General features: G+C 67.1%; 12 protein-coding genes and 1 pseudogene. 5 read left to right on the top strand and 8 right to left on the bottom strand.

The genetic code is table 11. The annotated features are described in order from the left end of the window. Window positions 1–115: 115 nt before the first annotated feature. Window positions 116–1,081 (bottom strand): annotated as a pseudogene (locus CAL12_RS08130) (sigma 54-interacting transcriptional regulator); the annotation flags it as partial. Window positions 1,082–1,598: 517 nt separating this feature from the next. Here CAL12_RS08130 and CAL12_RS08125 point away from each other — a divergent pair. Together CAL12_RS08125 and CAL12_RS08120 are read left to right on the top strand one after the other, a co-directional pair. Continuing rightward, window positions 1,599–3,287 (top strand): ShlB/FhaC/HecB family hemolysin secretion/activation protein, encoded by a 1,689-nt coding sequence (locus CAL12_RS08125; RefSeq protein ID WP_086064029.1) that lies wholly within the window; start codon window positions 1,599–1,601, stop codon window positions 3,285–3,287. Window positions 3,288–3,488: 201 nt separating this feature from the next. After that, window positions 3,489–5,216: a collagen-like triple helix repeat-containing protein gene (locus tag CAL12_RS08120; protein WP_157792921.1), complete on the top strand. Its 1,728-nt coding sequence runs from the start codon at window positions 3,489–3,491 to the stop codon at window positions 5,214–5,216. A 9-nt stretch (window positions 5,217–5,225) separates the two neighbouring features. Here CAL12_RS08120 and CAL12_RS08115 read toward each other — a convergent pair whose 3' ends face one another. The 6 genes from CAL12_RS08115 to CAL12_RS08090 form a co-directional block, all read right to left on the bottom strand. Next, the gene (locus CAL12_RS08115; protein ID WP_086064027.1) at window positions 5,226–6,962 is read right to left on the bottom strand and encodes an ABC transporter ATP-binding protein; all 1,737 of its coding nucleotides are present in this window, start codon (window positions 6,960–6,962) and stop codon (window positions 5,226–5,228) included. Beyond that, window positions 6,959–8,485, bottom strand: coding sequence for an ABC transporter permease (locus CAL12_RS08110; RefSeq protein WP_086064026.1), 1,527 nt, complete (start codon window positions 8,483–8,485; stop codon window positions 6,959–6,961). Before CAL12_RS08110 ends, CAL12_RS08115 begins: the two co-directional genes overlap by 4 nt. A 5-nt stretch (window positions 8,486–8,490) precedes the next feature. After that, window positions 8,491–9,468, bottom strand: a complete 978-nt coding sequence (locus CAL12_RS08105; protein WP_086064025.1) for an ABC transporter permease — start codon at window positions 9,466–9,468, stop codon at window positions 8,491–8,493. Then, window positions 9,465–11,702: an ABC transporter substrate-binding protein gene (locus tag CAL12_RS08100; RefSeq protein ID WP_086064024.1), complete on the bottom strand. Its 2,238-nt coding sequence runs from the start codon at window positions 11,700–11,702 to the stop codon at window positions 9,465–9,467. Before CAL12_RS08100 ends, CAL12_RS08105 begins: the two co-directional genes overlap by 4 nt. A gap of 174 nt (window positions 11,703–11,876) precedes the next feature. Continuing rightward, window positions 11,877–12,521 carry a thermonuclease family protein gene (locus tag CAL12_RS08095; protein WP_232464742.1) on the bottom strand — a complete coding sequence of 215 codons (645 nt, stop codon included), beginning with the start codon at window positions 12,519–12,521 and terminating at the stop codon, window positions 11,877–11,879. After that, complete coding sequence (locus CAL12_RS08090) at window positions 12,512–13,579, bottom strand: magnesium and cobalt transport protein CorA (protein ID WP_086064022.1); 1,068 nt, start codon at window positions 13,577–13,579, stop codon at window positions 12,512–12,514. Before CAL12_RS08090 ends, CAL12_RS08095 begins: the two co-directional genes overlap by 10 nt. Window positions 13,580–13,734: 155 nt before the next feature. On the opposite strand from CAL12_RS08090, the gene CAL12_RS08085 reads away from it, so the two are divergent. Together CAL12_RS08085 and CAL12_RS08080 are read left to right on the top strand one after the other, a co-directional pair. Next, window positions 13,735–14,667: a DUF72 domain-containing protein gene (locus tag CAL12_RS08085; RefSeq protein WP_086064021.1), complete on the top strand. Its 933-nt coding sequence runs from the start codon at window positions 13,735–13,737 to the stop codon at window positions 14,665–14,667. Between the two features lie 181 nt (window positions 14,668–14,848). Further along, a complete protein-coding gene (locus tag CAL12_RS08080; RefSeq protein ID WP_086064020.1) occupies window positions 14,849–15,085 on the top strand; it encodes a hypothetical protein in 237 nt (78 codons plus the stop codon). A gap of 65 nt (window positions 15,086–15,150) precedes the next feature. On the opposite strand, the gene CAL12_RS08075 is transcribed toward CAL12_RS08080, so the two are convergent. After that, a complete protein-coding gene (locus CAL12_RS08075; protein WP_086064019.1) occupies window positions 15,151–17,271 on the bottom strand; it encodes an ATP-dependent helicase in 2,121 nt (706 codons plus the stop codon). A gap of 194 nt (window positions 17,272–17,465) precedes the next feature. Here CAL12_RS08075 and CAL12_RS08070 point away from each other — a divergent pair, with 194 nt between their 5' ends. Further along, window positions 17,466–17,915, top strand: a complete 450-nt coding sequence (locus CAL12_RS08070; RefSeq protein ID WP_086064018.1) for a PA2169 family four-helix-bundle protein — start codon at window positions 17,466–17,468, stop codon at window positions 17,913–17,915. Window positions 17,916–17,951: the final 36 nt, after the last annotated feature.

Below are 17,951 nucleotides of genomic sequence, written 5' to 3'. Positions count from 1 at the left end.
TTGCAAGATGCATCCCGGCTGGGCAAACCGCCAGATAGTACGCCATCGCGGCGTCGCGCACCGTGGAAGGCCCGGGGGCAGGTGCCGTTGTCGCGCCAGCGCAACGGGCGGACCGTCAGCCGCGTTCCGCCGCGGCGGCCAGCTCGGCGGCCTCGCTCAATTCGAACTTGCGCATCTTTTCCCATAGCGCCTTGCGGCTGATGCCCAGGGCGGCCGCCGTGACCTGCCGGCGCCAGCCGTGGGCGCGCAGCGCCGCCAGGACCCGTTCGCGGTCGGCCCGCTGAGCCGGCGTCAACCAGGGCGCGGGCGGCAGGGAGCGCGCGGCCGTCGGCAGGCAGATGCCGCTGGCCAGCACTTTCTCGATCTGCGCCTGGTCCCAGCTGCCCACACGCCGGCGCATGATGGCGACGCGCTCCGCCAGGTTGCAGAGTTCCCGAACATTTCCGGGATAGCGCGCATGGGCCACGCGATCCCGCAGCCAGGCCGGCAGCAGCTCGCCCTGCCCCGGCAGCTCGCGGTCGATGAAGGCACTGAAAATTGCCAGTTTTTCTTCCGGCCCACGCTCTTCCAGGCTGGGCACCCGCAACTCGATGACGGCCAGCCGGTAATACAGATCGGCACGGAAGGCGCCCTGCGCCACCCGTGCGCGCAAATCCTGGTTGGTCGCCGCCACCAGCCGGAAGTCGACCGGCGTGTCCACCGCGGCACCCAGTCGCGTCACCACGTTGTGCTCCAGCACCCGCAGCAACTTCACTTGCTGGTAGAGCGGCATATCGGCGATTTCATCCAGGAACAGGGTGCCGCCGTCGGCCTGCTCGAAATAGCCCTTGTGGGAACCCAACGCACCCGTGAACGCGCCTTTCGCGTGACCGAAGAAATGCGCCTCGAACAAGCCTTCGGGAACGGCACCGCAGTTCACCGCGACGAATGGCCCGCGCGCCCAGGGGGCACTGTCGTGCAGCAGGCGTGCGATGCATTCCTTGCCCACGCCGGTTTCTCCCAGGATCAGCACGCTGGCGCGCGCGTCGGCATACGCGCGGGCATCGTCGAGCAGGCTGCGCATCGCTGCCGAAACCGCGACGAGCTCGCGCCCGCGCGGAGCGCGGCAGGCAGCGCCTTGGTGCGGATGGGAGAGGTTGTCCATGACGTCCGCCTGATTACCGCGGGGCATAGCCCGCCCCGGCGTGGTTTGCTATTTCATGAGGCCAAAAGGGGTTGCAGGCCAGATCAGTCTTTACCAAGGCAATCCGGATGGCATCCGGGAAAGTCCTAGGTCATAAAGGTGGAATTGAATCAAATCCTTGTGGTTGAGGATTCATCCATATGATCTATAAGAAAATTTTGAATTTACAAATGTGTAAGCACGGTGTAGCGGGGCCCTACTCCGGCGTCGCTTCCGTGCAAATTGGGCTACGCCAGCTCTTCCTTGGAAGCAAGTCGTAGACACCTAAAACATTCGGCAAGCATTAAACGGACGCCGCGCTGGGCATCCTTCCACGGAAACATCCAAGTACAGCGCCCAGACCATGGCACGACGTCGTCGGATCCTCCCCCTTTGCACTTCGGCTCCCATCCCGGTCCCATCGAAGGAAATCTTCATGCACATCGGCGGCGTGGCTTTGCTGGCCTTCGGCCTCTGTGCGGCGGCCCATGCGGATGGCCCCTTGCGCGGCAATCCCGTGGATGCGCTGCCGCCGCTGGAAAAGCCGCGCACCCAGGCGCCGCCCCCGCGGCTGGAAGGCCGCACGCCGGAGCAGTCCGCGGTCGAAGCCCGCCTGGCCCAACGCATCGTGCCGCGCCACTTCGACGTCATCGGGGTGCACGCCATCCCGTTCGCGGAAGTGTCCGCCCTGCTGACGCCGCTGGCCAACAAGGAAATCTCTGTCGGCGAACTGGTGCAGCAGACTGACCGTATCACCGCGCTTTATCGCGCACGCGGCTTCCCGCTGTCCTTCGCGGTCGTGCAGAACCAGAGCTTCGCGCAGGGCAAGGTCGTGGTTACCGTGGTTGAGGGCTTCATTTCCAACGTGCGCGTGGAAGGCGACGCGGGTACCGCGAAGGCCCGCATCGACTCGCTGGCCCAACCCCTGCTGCGCGAAAAGCCCTTGACGGCGGCCACGCTGGAACGCGTGCTCAACCTGATGCGCATGGTGCCTGGCGTGACGTTCAAGCCCGCGCTGGAATTGCCACGCCGCGCCGATGGCGCCACAGAGCTGGTGCTGGATGTCCGCCATCAGGCAGTCAGCGCCAATGGCGGCGTTGTCGACCTTGGCACCGGCATGCAGCCCTTGCTTTCCGCCAGCGCCAACAGCCTGACACCGCTGGGCGAGCAGACGCGCTTGACGGGCAGCATCCCGCTGGGGACCGATGACGTACGCTACTTCGCCGGGGACATCACCATCCCCATCGGCCATGATGGCCTGGGCCTGAAAATCGATGGTTTCCACTACAAGGCCAAGCCGGAAGACGACGCGGTCGAACAACTGGGCTTCGATCGCACCGTGCAGACCGACCGCGTCGGTATCGGGCTCAGTTATCCCTTCCTGCTGGACAACCGCCAATCGCTGACGGGCACGCTGGGCGTCTACGCCGTCAATGCGCAGGATCGCTACGACCTGCGCCATTCGGACCTGTGGCTGCGGCAGGATACGCGCGTGCGCGCCGCGACGGCGGAGCTGCGCTACATCACCGTGGCGCCGGCGCGCAGCACCGATGTGAGCCTGAGCGTGTCCCAAGGATTCGACACCCTGGGCGCGGACAAGTACATCGACTCCAATTACGGCTATTCGTCCGTGCCGAACGTCGACCTGGACTTCACGCGGTGGAACCTGAATGCCAAGCAGAGCTTCGTACTGCCCGCGCAATTCGGATTGACGCTGGCGGCGGCGGGACAATACAGCGATGACGTACTGCCCACATCGGAACAGATCTCCTTCGGCAGCTGGCGTTTCGGGATGGGCTATCCGCAGGGCGAGCAGAGCGGCGACAAGGGGGTAGGCGCATCGGCGGAAGTGAACCGGCGCTTCACCGTGGGCATACCCATGGTGTCGGCATTGCAGCCTTACCTGCTGATCGACTACGCGCGTACCTGGTACAACGCCGCCGAGCTCAAGCCCTACAACACACAGCATCTCTCGTCGGTGGCCATCGGCATGCGAGTCACGGACGATCGCTACTACCTGTTCGACTTCAACGTGGCCAAGCCCATCGCGTCCGCCAGTTCGGAAGGCGATGGCCGGGGGTGGCGGTTCAATGCCAACTACTCGTTCTACTACAACGCGATCTGAATCGCGGTGGGTGGCACGCGTCGCGAGGGTTACGTGCGTTACCCGCGTCACGTAACGCCTCAGGTAACGTCGTAACGCGCGCGGCGCCCCGCACGCCTTTTTCCCTGGGAAAAACAGCCATTTTCGGGTTGGCATGGATTTCGCATGGCACTTCGCATCGGCCCCGTGGGGGCTGCCATGAATCCGCATAAGGAGACCTCCATGCGAACCGTCCTTCCTTCCGTTTCTCATGTCGAACAGGGCCTGCGCCGCACCGCGATCGCCATCGCATTGCTGGGCGCGCTATCCGCCTGTGGTGGCGGCCATCACCATCACGATCGAACCGCTTCCAACGGCATGCCGGATGGGGGCATGCAAGGCAGCGGTGGCGGTGGTGCTGGCAGCGGTGGCGGCGGGGGTGCCGGCGATGGTGGTGGAGGCGGAGGCGGCGCGCCGGGGACGCCGGGCGGCGGAACGGGCGGTGGCGGAACGGGCGGCAATCCCGGCGGTGGCAATCCGGGCGGCAACCCCGGTGGCGGCACGCCCGGCGACGGCACGGGCGGCGGGTCCACCACGACGTCGGGCGTCCTGCAGAACACCCTGGGTGGCGTGGGCGCGGCCGTCAACGACGTCGCGCCGATCGGCACGGATTCCGCCTTGTCGAATACGGGCCAAGCCCTGGACGGCACCGTGCAGCCACTGGTCGCCAACGCCACCACGTTGACGCAGCGGGTCGGCGGGGCCACCGGCCTGGGCGCGCCGACCGACAATCTGCTGAACCAGGTCGGTTCCACCCTGGACGCGACGGGCCAGCGGGTGTCGGGCACGCAGTCGCCGGCCAACCTGACGACGGGGCTGGGCGGCGCCGTCAGCGGATTGGGTGCGACCGTGGCCGACACCGGCGACCTGCTCAATCCCAACTCCACGCTGCAATCGCCACTGGCGTCGGTGGCAGCCAATGCCACCGGCGCCGTGCGCGCGCTGACCAGTTCGCAAGGCGGCCAGGGCGGACTCCTGCAGCCGGTCAATGCGCTGACCGGCACGTTGACCGGATCCCTGCTGGACAAGCCATCTATGCCCATCCTGCAGCCGGCCTTGAAGAATACCGGCACCGGCGTGGACAACCTGGCCGACCTCGGACTGACCGCGCCGCTGGATGGCACCGGCGCGGCGCTCGATCCCATGGTTTCGCCAGTCGTGACCCAGGTGAGCTCGATCACGCAAACGACGGGCGACAACCTGGGCGTAGGCGCGCCCGTCAACAACCTGCTGACCAACGTGGGTTCCGGCATCGCGCGGATTGATGCGGGTGGCCAGAATACGCCCCTGAACGGCGTCAACGGGCTGCTCGATGGCGTGGGCGGCGCGGTCGCCAGCACGGGCGGGCTGGTGCACGGCGGACCGGCCAATGCCAACCCGGTGGGCAATACGCTGGCCAACGCGACCGGTGGTGTCGCCGCCTTGACCGGCGGCGCGGCCGGACCGGGTACGGGTGGCGTGCTGGCGCCGATCAACGGCGTACTGGGCAGCGTCGCCGGCACGCCGGCGGGCGGCACGGGCAATGCCGGCCTGCTGGCGCCCGTCACCGGGCTGGTGGGTACGGTCACGGGCGATCCGGCCAACGGCGCGACCAATAACGGCGGCCTGCTGGGCGGCCTGATCCAGGGGGTCACGCGCGTGGCTGGCGGAGCACCGGCGGCGGGGGTCGGCGCGGGCGTGGGCGCAGGGGCCGGCGTCACGGCGGGCGGCGCCACGGGCACGCCTGCCGTGGGCGCCACTGCCGGAGCCGGCGCAGGCGCCACCACCGCCACGTCCAGCGGCGCCCCGTCGGGCGGCCTGCTGGCGACCGCGGGCGCCACGACCAGCACCGGCTCCACGGCGACGCAGCAGCAACAGCAGCAAGGCGGCCTGCTGGGTGGCCTGCTGGGCGGCGTGCTGGGCCGGCGCTGACGCTGCGCGCTACGCCGCCGTTTCCGGCGGCGTAGCGCCGAAGTGCAGGCGTGGCACGGCCGCCAACAGGCGGCGCGTCACCTCGTGTCTGGGTTGGCGCAGCACCGTGGCGGTATCGTCCAGTTCCACGATGCGGCCGCCATGCATGACGGCGATGCGATCCGCCAGGTACTCGACCACGCTGAAGTTATGCGTGATGAACAGATAGGCGATGCCCAGTTCCCGCTGCAGGTCGCGCAGCAGGTCCAGGATCTGTGCCTGGATGGACACATCCAGCGCCGATGTCGGCTCATCGCAGATCAGCACCTTCGGTTCGACCGCCAGCGCCCTGGCGATGGCGATACGCTGGCGCTGCCCGCCGGAAAACTCGTGCGGATACCGCGTCGCGGTGTCCTCCGGCAGGCCCACGCGCGCCAGCAGCCGGCCGACGCGATCGGTGCAGGCCTGACGCGGCAGATCGCGCCGCAGCGCCATCACGCCTTCGAGCAGGATGTCGCCCACGCGCATGCGCGGATTGAGCGACGCAAAAGGATCCTGGAAGACGATCTGGATATGCTCGCGCAGGCGCGCCAGCGTCCGCCCGCGCGCACGCATCAGGTCCTGCCCGTCCAGCATGGCCTGGCCGCCGATGTGCGCGCCTTCGATCAGGCGCAGCAGCGCCTTGCCGGTGGTGGTCTTGCCGCAACCGGATTCGCCTAGCAAGGCCAGGGTCTCGCCGGCACGCAGGCTGAAACCCAGGCCATCGACCGCCTTGACCCAGCGCTGGACACGGCGTAGCGGCCCCTTGCGCACGGGGTAATGCACGGACAGGTCGCGCACTTCCAGCACGACATCGGCGGCGGCGGGCATGGCGAGCGTGGCGTCCCGATTGCCCGCCGCCGGTTCGATCCCGGACACCTGACCGGCAGCGGGCGCATCCGCACCCTGCCCGCCGGACAGGGCACGGCCGCGCTTTTCGAATGCGGGGATGGCGTTGAACAACTGCTTCGCATAGGGATGCTTAGGCGCGGTGAAAAACTGCTCCGCCGGCGCGCATTCGACGATCTCGCCGAACCGCATCAGGGCCACGTGCTGGGCCACGTTGCGCACCACCGCCAGGTCATGGGTGATCAGCAGCATCGCCATGCCCATGTCGCGCTGGATCCCCGCCAGCAGTTCCAGCACCTGCGCCTGCACCGTCACATCCAGCGCCGTGGTGGGTTCGTCGGCAATCAGCAGCAATGGCTCGGCCGCCAGCGCGATGGCGATCATCACCCGCTGCTTCTGACCGCCGGAGAACTGCATGGGGTAGTCGTCGATCCGCCGCTCGGGTTCGGGAATGCCGACACGCCGCAGCCAATCGATGGCGCGGGCGCGCGCCGCCGCACCGCGTAATTCGGTATGCGCGATCAGCGTTTCGACGATCTGGTCCCCGACACGCATCACCGGGTTCAGGCTGGTGGCGGGTTCCTGGAAAATGATGCCGATACGCCCGCCCCGCACGCGCCGCATCGCGCTTTCCGGCAGGCGGTTCAAGTCCTCGCCGCCCAGCTCCACCTGCCCCGCGACGATGCGGCCGGCATCGGGCAACAGCCGCAACAGCGCCAGCGCCGTCATGCTCTTGCCGCTGCCGGATTCGCCGACCAGCGCGAAGGTCTCCCCGCGTGCGATGGCAAGTTCCAGCCGCTTGACGGCGACCGCGACACCGCGCTCGCCGGCGATCTCGACACGCAGGTCCCGCACGTTCAACACGGTGTCGGCGGTCATTGGCGGTCTCCTTGCTGGCGCGTGACTTCACGGCCTTCCGCGGCCACCGGCGATATCGCGAACAAGCCGCCAGTGGGCGGCGGCGCCAGCACCGGCGTGCGGCGCGCCCTGAACTTGCGTGCACGCGGATCGAAGGCCGCGCGCACGCCGTCGGCGAACAGGTTGGCCGACAGCACCAGCGCCAGCATGAACACGAAGGCCGTCAGCAGGTTCCACCAGATCATGGGATCCATCGACATTTCCAGCCGCGCCGAATTGATCATGGACCCGTAGGAATTCATGCTCGGGTCCACGCCTATCCCCAGATACGACAGCACCGCCTCGTACAGCACCAGGGACGAGAACTCCAGCACTACCGTGATCAGCACGATATGCATGACGTTGGGCACCAGGTGGCGCCGCATGATGCCCCACTTCGACACGCCAAAGGCGCGCGCGGCCTGCACGTACTCCAGTTCGCGCAGCTTCAGCACTTCGGCGCGCACCAGGCGGCACAGGCCGGCCCAGCCGGTCAGCCCCAGGATCAGGCAAAGCAGAAACAGCCGCAGATCGGCGCGTTCGGCGGACGTCGGAAAGCGCGTGGGATTGTTGTCGATGTAGACCTGCATCATCAGCACGCAGGCCGCCACCAGCAGCACGCCAGGTATGGACGTCAGCGTGGTGTACAGATAGGTGATGGCGTCGTCGACCTTGCCCTTGAAATAACCGGCGGCAATACCGAAACCCAGCGCCGGCGGCAACATGGACAAGGTCGTCAGGCTACCGATCACCAGCGCGGTGCGCACGCTCTTGATGGCCTGCCACAAGACGTCGTTGCCGGTCCGGTCGGTGCCCAGCGGATGGTAGCCCGTGGCCAGGCCGGCCAGGAGCCCGCCCAGCACGCACAGCGCGCACAGCGTGACGTACATGGGCCGCCAGCGTATGTCCGTATCGCCGCGCACCAGGTCGCGCAGCCCGGCGCGCCAGGAAGCGCGCCGCCGTCCCAGCCCCAGGCCGAGCACGCCCCCGATCGCCAGCGCCGTCACCACGCCGCCGGCCAGGCCGGCTCCCGCGCGCCATGCGACGTCGGGCCAGCGTTCGATGTCCGGATTCTTCAGGTGCGCCGCACCCGCGCGCAGGCGCGGAAAATCCCGCACGGGCTGGCCGTCCACCAACATGGTTTCCTTGGTGAACTGGCGCGCCGCCAGCGGCGCGGAATAGGTCTTCTCCGGCCGGGTCAACACCGTGCCGGCCAGCAGGGTGTCCAGCAGCGACTTGGTCGACGGCGCATAGGCCACGGGCGCGCCGGCGGCGGCATCCGGCAGCGGCGGCAGGCGGGGCCGGTAATGCACGGAATCCAGCAGGCCGACCACGGCGAACACCGCCAGCACCGCCGCCGCGCACATGGCCGGACCGTCATGCGCGACGCGCAGCCAGGTCGACCGCAGGGTCGGCGTGCGCCGGACATGCCAGCCATACGCCAATACCGCGACCACGATCAGGTACAGGGCGACATCGGTCCAGAGCAGAACGATCAGAGGCATGGCGCTTACTCGAAACGCACGCGGGGATCAGCCAGCGTGTAGGAGATATCGGCCAGGATCAGGCCGACGATGTACAGCGCCGATCCCAGGAAAACCATGGCCCGCACGATGGAGAAATCCTGCGCGTTGATGGCGTCTATCGTGTAGCTGCCCAGGCCGGGAATGCCGAAGAACGATTCGGCGATCAGGCTGCCCATGAACAGCAGGGGCAGCGTGGCAACGGTGCCGGTCAGTATGGGCAGCAGGGCATTGCGCAGCACATGGCGGAACAGCACCGCCGTCTCGGTCAGCCCCTTGGCGCGGGCAGTACGCACATAGTCCTTGCCGATTTCCTCCAGGAACAGGGTGCGGTAGAAACGCGCTTCCGGCCCCAGGCGCGACACCACCGCGACGGCCACCGGCAGCGCCAGGAACTTGACCGCGTCCAGGCCGCCCGCATAGCCGGAATACGGCACCAGGCTCAGTATCTTGGAAAACATCCATTGGCCCGCGATGATGTAGAACAGCCCCGATATCGACAGCAGGACCACGCAGAGCACTACGCCCCAGAAATCCAGCCGGGTGGCGCGGAAGAACACCAGCAGCAGCGAAAACGCGATGCTCGCCCACAGGCCAAGCACGAAGGTCGGCACCGCCAGCGCCAAGCTGGGCCACATGCGCGTGCGTATCTCGCGGCCGATGTCGCGGCCGGCGTCCGACGCGCCGAAGTCCATGCGCAGCAAGGGTACGGACCTCTGGTAGAAGATGGTGTCGGTGAAGCGCGAGGCGCCATCGGACGTCGTGTTCAAGAACAGCGGCTTGTCGTAGCCCCGTTCGGCCTTCCATTTCTCGATGGCGTCCTGGCTGACGCGCTGCCCGCCTATCGACAGCCGCGCCATGTCGTCCGGTGTGTTGACCGCGAAGAACAGCAGGAAGGTGAACAGGTTCACCCCGATCAGGATCAGGATGCCGTACAGGAGCCGGCGGATGATGTATGCGGTCATGTCGATTCCCCGGTGGAAGCGGCGCGATCGCCGAATGCCGTCTGCTTTTCTCGCCTGCGTATGGCGCGGTAGGAAGGCCATATCGCCAGCGCGATCAGCAAGGCCAGCAGGGCCAGCGGCCACCAGATGGGCCGATTCCATTCATCTATCTTGCGCACCCGCAGCGCGGGATCGAGCTTCATGTACTGCAGGGTGTTGCGCACCATCTGCGTCGGCTTGGCGTTGCCCACCCATTGCTGGTAAGCCCCGCCGGACATCGGGAAATAGCCGAACATCCACGGCGCGTCGCGCTGCACGATGGCCACCATGCGATCGATGATCGCCGCCTTCTCGGGCCCGTCGTCCAGGAATTTCATCTGGTCGAACAGCTTGTCGAACTCCGGATTCTCATAATTCGACGCGTTCTCGCCACCCGACGTCGCCTTCGCGTTGGGGCCGTACAGCAGGAACAGGAAGTTCTCCGCGTCCGGATAATCCGCGTTCCAGCCCCACAGGAACATCTGCGCCGTGCCCCGCCGCATCTTGTCCTGGAAGCGGCTGTAGTCGGTGGACCGCACGTCCAGCTGGATGCCGAGCTTGTCCAGCTGGCGGCGTATCCAGTCGAACATCGGGCTGGCGCCCATGCCGGTCATGGCGTCGTAGTGCAGCACCAGCGGTTCGCCCGTCACGGCGTCGCGGCCGCCGGGATAGCCGGCCTCGGCCAGCAGCTTCCTGGCCAGCTCGATGGACTTGCGTACCGGCTTGCCGTCCACCGTGTCGTAGACCACCGGATTGATGCCTTCCGGAGCGGCCTTGTAGCCCAGCACGCCGGGCGGCACGGGACCATAGGCCACCGCCGCCTGGCTGTTCTCGAAGATGGCGATGTACTCCTCCCAGTCGAATGCGATGCTGATCGCCTGCCGCAGCTTGCGATTGCGCGCCTGCTTCTCGGGCGTGTCGCCCTTGCCCACCACGGGGTCGTTCCAGTTGAAGCCCATGTACCAGTTCTGCGTTTCCACCGTGGTGGGCAGCTGGATGCCATGTTCGCGATAGCGCGCGGCCTTGTCGGGCGAATCGCCGGCGGCCACCAGCATGGCGACGCCGTATTCGCCGCGCTCGACCTGCGGTATGTCGTAATAGCCCTGCATGAACTTGCCGCTCAGCGGGGTGGACTCCTTTTCGATGCTGAACACCACCCGATCGATGAAGGGCGTGGGCTTGCCGCAATCGGCCAGGCGACCGGCAGCGCGATCCGACGGCTCGCCATCGCAGGGATAGGGTTCGCCATGGAAGTTCGGATTGCGCGCCAGCACGTGGCGGCGGTTCTGCAGCGACTCCACCATCATGTAGGGCCCCGTGCCCACCGGCCACGTGTTCAAGGACAGGTTGCGCGTAGCCATGCCGGGCTGGCTGTAGAAGCGCTCGGCTTCCCAGGGCACCGGCGCGGTGAACGTCATGGCCAGCCAGTACTTGAACTGCGGATACTTGCCCTTGATGCGGATGCGCAGGGTATGCGGATCCGGCGCGGTGACGCCGTCGAAGCCGATCTGCCGCAGGTCCAGCCAGGGCAGGTCGCGCGCATCCGGCGGCAGCTTGGCGCGCGCCTGCTGATCCAGCGCGCGCAGGCGGTCGCCGTAGTCCTTCATGCCGATCACATAATCGGCCATCAAGGAATAGATGGGCGAGACGATGCGCGGACTGGCCAGCCGGCGGAAGGCATACACGTAGTCGTCGGCGGTCAGCTCGCGCGTGCCCGTTTGCGGAAAGTCCGGGATCGCCGACTTGTCGTCGAGTTCGCCGGGACGCAGGGGGAAATACGCGTAGCGGCCGTCGGCATCGCGGGCGAAGGCGGGATGCGGCTGGAAGCGGATGCCCGGACGGATGGGGATTTCGTAGACGCTTTCGGCGATGCTCTGGCCGGGCGCGTCCTGCGGCAGCACCTTGCCCTGCGCGTCCAGATAGGTGGGAACGTCGATGGCCGCGGCGGCGCGCGGGATCAGCTTGTACGGCCTGGCCAGGTAGTCGTAGCCGTACAGCGGCTCATAGACGTTATAGGTGAACGGCGTCTCGTCCACCGAATACGAGCTGGCCGGATCCAGAAATTTCGGCGAATTGCGGGTAAAGGCGGTGTAAAGCGTGTTGTCCTTTTCCGCACCGGACGGATAGGGGCTGTTGATCGGGCTTTCCTGCCCGCAGCCCGCCAGTGCGGCGACGCAAAGCGCCGCCGTGACCCAAAGCCGCCTGATGCTCCCCATTTGCCCCGATCCCGCCGCAAGTCGATGTCGCGGCAAGGATAGCAAACTGGCCCTCGATATAGGCCGGATTGGCCGCCGGTCGATCGCCGCCAGTGAGGAACCGGGGGTAATCCCTGGCCCCGCCGTCGAGGTTCAGGGTGGCGGGGAGTTCGGGTGCGGGAGGGTTCGGGAAGGTCAGGGCTGGGACGAGCCGGCGACCGCGCACTTGCGCTCGTTCCAGCACTGGAACCGCCACACCCAGGGCTCGATCGCGCCGGGCTGCGCCCACAGCCCCTTGCGCGCCTCGCGCGCCGCGCGTTCGGCGGCGGGCAGCGTGGCGTCGCGCAGATATTCGCCATGGCGCGTGGTATTGGCCCAGGCATACCCCGCGGCCACCTGCTTGCGGTTGGCGGTTTCCCCGTCGGCCGCCGGCAGGTCGCACACGTCGCGGCCATAACGGTCCTGCTCGTAGCAGCGCGCCGTCAGCGTCCGCCCGGCCACCAGGCTTTCCAGGTGCTGCCGCGAAGCCTGGGCAAAGGGTTGGCCCGGCTTTTCCTTGCCATGGCCGGTTTCCGGCGCGTCGATGCTGGCCAGCCGGATCTTGTACTGGCGATTATTGGCGCCCAGCAGCGTGACCGTATCGCCGTCGGCGACACGGACGATGCGGCCTTCCAGGGTGTACGCGGTTTCGGTCCTTACCGCCGGACCGCGCGACGACGAGCAATACGCCACGCCTACGCTCGCCACCGCGGTAACCACCGCGACGATGGGCCGTGACACGCCCATACGCCGCAATACCGTGTTCAATCCCCGTACCGCCCGTCCTGCCTTCACAACCACCCTGCTCTCCGAAAACGCCAATACAACAGCCCGCACGCCAGCCCTATTCCGGCCAACGTGACGGGGTAACCATATTCCCAGCTCAGCTCAGGCATGTGCTGGAAGTTCATTCCGTAGATGCCCGCCACGGCCGTCGGCACCGCCAGGATGGCGGCCCACGACGCCAGGCGGCGGGTCGTGTCGTTCTGCTGCGATTGCCCGATCATCAGGCTGGCCTCGAACGCAAAGGCCAGGGCATCGCGCAGCGCCGCCACCAGTTCGTCGATGCGCGTCACCCGGTCAGCCACTTCCGCGAAATACGGGCGGGCATGCTCGTCGATGGCCGTCATTTCAACGCGAGCCAGGCGCCGGCAGATCTCCGACATCGGCGCGATCGCGTTATGGATGCGCAGCAGATCGCGCCGCTGCCGGTAAAGCCTGCGGATGTCCGTGTCCTTGGCGCCGCGGATCAGGAGTTTCTGTTCCGCGTTTTCCACCACCGCTTCCAGCTTGGTGACGCCCTGCACATAGCGGTCGACCAGGAAATCGAGCAGCTCCGAGGCGACGTAATCGCTGCCGCGCGCCAGCAGCTCCGGTGCCGCTTCCAGGCGTTCGCGCAGCGCGCTGTAGGGCGCCGTCGATCCGCGCCGCACCGTGAAGAGGAAACCGTTGCCGATGATCAGTTGCGTTTCGCCGAACAGCGGCCGGTCGCCGTCCACTTCCAGCGTCACCGCGACCACCAGCACGACATTGCCGTAATCGATGATCTTCGGGCGCTTGTGGGGTTCATGGATTTCCTCCATGGCCTTCGGCCCCAGCTGCAGTTCTTCGCCCACGCGCGTCAGCAACTCGGGATGCGGATTCTTCACGCCCAGCCATAACAGGCGTTCCGATTGGCCCACATAGGAATGGATCTGCTCGATGGGCACGGCGACATCGCGCCGGCCTTTCACGTAGGAGATCGAAGCGACGACCTCGCCGTTGTATTCGGTGCCGGGCGTGGCCGCACCCGTGGCGGGCGCCGCATCCGGACCGCCAGCGTCGCGATGCGCGGAAGAGAGTGCTTCGGGTTCCTGCATGGCAATTCCTTCATGGCTTTCGACACGTGCCGCGCCGTGTGGCCACCGGTCCGTTTCGAGCAGCCGACGATGATAGCACCGGGGTGCATGACGCCCGGGCACGGCATGGCGCTTGCAGCGGCCTTGCCTGACATTGTCCCGTATGGAACCCACGCATGGCTGAACACAGGCAAGGACCTGGCCGCGCAAGCGGCGCCGTACGCATCGGCATTTCGGGCTGGCGCTATGCGCCATGGCGCGGCCACTTCTATCCCGACGACCTGCCTCAGGACCGTGAGCTGGCCTATGCCTCGCGCAAGGTCTGCACCGTTGAAATCAATGGCACTTTCTACTCGCTGCAGAAGCCGGCGTTCTTCGAGCATTGGCGCGATGAGACGCCGGGTGGTTTCGTCTTCGCGGTAAAGGGCCCGCGGTACATCACACATACCCTGCGGCTGCGCAAGCTGGACGAACCGCTGGCGAACTTCTTCGCGTCCGGCGTGCTGGCCTTGCGCGAAAAGCTCGGGCCCTTCCTCTGGCAGTTTCCGCCTACCCTGCAATGGGACGCCGGCCGCGTCGAACCCTTCCTGGACATGCTGCCGCGCGATACCGTCGCCGCGGCGCGCATGGCCCGCCGGCATGGCGCGCGACTCGATGGCCGCGACCTGACCGAGACCGACGCGCGGCGCCCGCTGCGCCACGCCGTGGAGGTTCGCCATCCCAGTTTTGCCTGTCCGCAATTCGTCGACGCGCTCAGGCGGCGCGGCATCGCGCTGGTGACGGCCGATACGGCCGGCAAGTGGCCCTTGCTGGAAGACGCCACGGCCGACTTCGCCTATATCCGCCTGCATGGCGACCAGGCTTTGTACAGCAGCGGCTACAGCGCTTCGGCGATCGCGGACTGGGCGCGCCGCATCGCGGCCTGGGCACGCGGGGCGACGCCGCGCGGGGCGCGGCTGGCGGGTCCGCGCACGCCGGCGACACCTGACGCTCGGGGGCCGCGCGACGTCTATTGCTATTTCGACAATGACATGAAGGTGATGGCGCCCCGCGACGCCCGCGCGTTGATGAGCGCGCTGCGGCTGCCGATGGAGCCGGTGCCGGACTGACGCCGGCCGAGCGCGCGACGCCGGAACGCGGGGCGACGGCGGCGCGCCCGGGCGAACACGCTGGAGGCATGCGGTTTGCTGCTGGGCAGGCGGTGGCGTCCTGGGAAGCACCCAGGCGCCGGTCCTCAACATAACGCGGCGATCGGTGCGGGCCGATCCGCCACGCCGAAGGGAGAACGTCATGACGCAAGGAAATTCGAAACAAGGCCGCCAGGAAAAGACCGGCAAGGATGCCGATCATACGCACGACAAGGCGCCTACCTACCAGGAATCCCTGGACGAAGCCATCGAGGAAACCTTTCCTGCCAGCGATCCGATTTCGCCGAGCGTCGCGGAAAAGATGGACCGCAAGGTTTCCACGTCCAAGGATGACGTGGATTGGAAGGCCAAGCACGACAAGAGCGGCGACAAGAAGTAAGTGGATGCGCCGGCCGGTCGACCGGCCGGTGCTAGCTTCGGCGAGTCCGGCATGGCGGCGCGGGCTCAGAACAGCTTGCGCAGCCTGGCGCCCACATCCAGCTGGGTGACGGGCGCCGGCGCGGCGGCGCGCGACGCCGGAAGTTCCGGCAGCTTGGGCAGGAACTCGAACAGCGGCGCCATGCCGTCGGGAATGAAGCGCGTGCGCGATCCGTATACGTGGCGATCACCCATGCCCGTCTGCTGGTGCACATAGAAGCGCTGCGGCACGATCAGGTGCAGGTCCTCCTTGGCGCGCGTCATCGCGACATACAGCAGGCGGCGTTCTTCCTCGATCTCTTCCGCCGACCCGGTGGCCATGTCGGAGGGGATGCAGCCATCCACCACGTTCAGCACGTAGACCGACTTCCACTCCTGTCCCTTGGCGGAATGGATGGTCGACAGGATCATGTAGTCTTCGTCGCGCAGCGGCGCGCCGGATTCGGCGCTGGTGGCGTCCGGAGGATCCAGCGTCAGCTCCGTCAGGAAGCGTTCGCGCGAGCCGTAGCCGGCGGCGATGCGCGCCAACTGGTCCAGGTCCGACTTGCGCACGCGGGCATCCTCGTACAGGCGCTCCAGGTGCGGCGCGTACCAGCGCAAGGCGATGTCCAGGTCGGCCGGCCATGCCAGGGACGGGGTGCACAAGTCCTTGTACACCTGTGCGAATGCCTGCCAGTCCTCGCGCGCTGCATTGCCGGGCTTGAAGCCGTCCATTGCCGCCAGTGGATCCGTGGCGGCGTCCATCGCGTCCAGCAGCTTGCCGGCCGTCGCGGGCCCGATGCCGGGCACGAGTTGCGCCACACGAAAACCCGACATCCGCCCGCGCGGATTCTGCGCCCATCGCAGCAGCGCCAGCAGATCCTTGATGTGCGCGGCTTCCAGGAAACGCAGGCCGCCGAATTTGACGAAGGGAATATTGCGCCGCGTGAGCTCCAGTTCCACGGCCGCGCTGTGTCCTGAAGCGCGGAACAGCACCGCCTGCGACTTCAGCGTAGCGCCGGCTTCACGCTGGGCCAGCACCTGGTCGGCCACCCAGCGGGCCTGGCCGGCTTCATCGCTTACCGTGACCAGCTTGGGCAGGTTGGACGACTTGCGCTCCGTCCACAGCTGCTTGGCGTGCCGTTCGCGCGCCTGCGCGATGACGGCGTTGGAAGCGTCCAGGATGGGCTGGGTCGACCGGTAATTGCGCTCCAGCGTGACGACCTTGGCCCGCGGCTGGCCGGGCGCGGCGCTGAACTGCCCGGGAAAATCCAGGATGTTGCGTACGGTGGCCGCGCGGAAGGAATAGATGGCCTGGGCATCGTCGCCCACCACCGTCAGCCCCTTGCCGTCGGGCTTCATCCCCAGCAGGATGGCGGCCTGCAGGCGATTCGTATCCTGGTATTCGTCCACCATGACATGGTCGAAGCGCCCGCCCACGTCGGCGGCGATTTCGGGATGCGACATCATCTCCGACCAGTAGAGCAGCAGATCGTCGTAATCGAGCACCTGCTGCGACTGCTTGGCTTCCACATACGCGCGGAACAGGCGCTTGAGTTGCTCTTCCCATTGGGCGCACCACGGGTAGACGTCCTTCAGGATGCCGTCCAGCGGCGACTGGCTGTTCACCACGCGCGAATAGATCGACAGGCAGGTGCCCTTCAGTGGGAAACGCGATTCCGTCGAAGACAATCCGAGCTCGTGGCGCAGCATGCCCATCAGGTCCTCGGAATCGCCCCGATCGTGCACGGTGAAGGCCTCGGCCAGCCCGATGCGAGGCGCGAATTCACGCAGCAGGCGCGCGCCGATGGCATGGAAGGTACCCGCCCAAGGCAGCGCGGGCGGTGTCATCCCCGCCCCGATGCCACCGTATTGGCCCTGCTGCCGCAGCACCTTCTGCAGGACCGCGCCCGCCCGGCGCTCCATTTCGATGGACGCGCGGCGCGAAAACGTCAGCAGCAGGATGCGCTGCGGATCGGCGCCCTTCAGGATCAGATAGGCCACACGGTGCGCCAGCGTGCTGGTCTTGCCGGATCCCGCGCCGGCGATGACCAGCAGCGGGCCGGCACCTTCCGGCGCGGCGCCGTATTCGGCGGCCTCGCGCTGGCTGGGATTCAGATCCGCGAGCGGATCGGGCGCGGCGGCGTTGGCGGCGGGACTCTCTGACATGGGGGACTGGGGCGGCCGGACAGTAAGGATGGGCACGCGCTGACCGAGCAGTGCGAGCCCGCCATGATACTGGATAAAACCTCAGTCCGACCGCGCCCGCCGGACGCCTTTCCCACCGGGTACGTGGTTTGCGATTGCGTCCATGTATGCGCTGCCGCAGCGAGCGGCGCGCCGTTTCAACCAAGGAGATTGCCATGGCCGACCGTATCGTCAAACTGCTGAACAACCTTATCGAGACCTGCAAGAATGGCGAGAAAGGCTTTCTTGCCGCGGCCGAGGATACCAAGGATGCGGAACTGCGCGGCCTCTTCCAGAACCGCGCCACCGACTGCGCGTCCGGCGCCGCCGAACTGCAGGCCATCGTGGCACGTCTGGGCGGCGAGCCTGAAACCAGCGGCAGCGTGGCGGGCGCCGTGCATCGTGGCTGGGTGCACCTGAAGGCCGCGGTCGCGGGCCGCACGGATGCATCCATCCTGGAAGAATGCGAACGCGGCGAAGACGTCGCCAAGCATGACTACACCGACGCGCTGCGCGAGCCCCTGCCGGAAGACATCCGCGCCGTGGTGCAGAAGCAATACGAAGGCGTGTTGCGCAACCACGACCAGGTGCGCGCGCTGCGCGACCGCTATCGCGCCAGCGCCTGACGCTTTTCCCAGCCCGCCCCATCGCCAGGGGCCGCA

It is taken from the genome of Bordetella genomosp. 8, assembly GCF_002119685.1.
Lineage (GTDB): Bacteria > Pseudomonadota > Gammaproteobacteria > Burkholderiales > Burkholderiaceae_B > Bordetella_C.
Note: the sequence above shows the minus strand (reverse complement) of the source record. Positions and strands in the feature narration are given on the sequence as shown.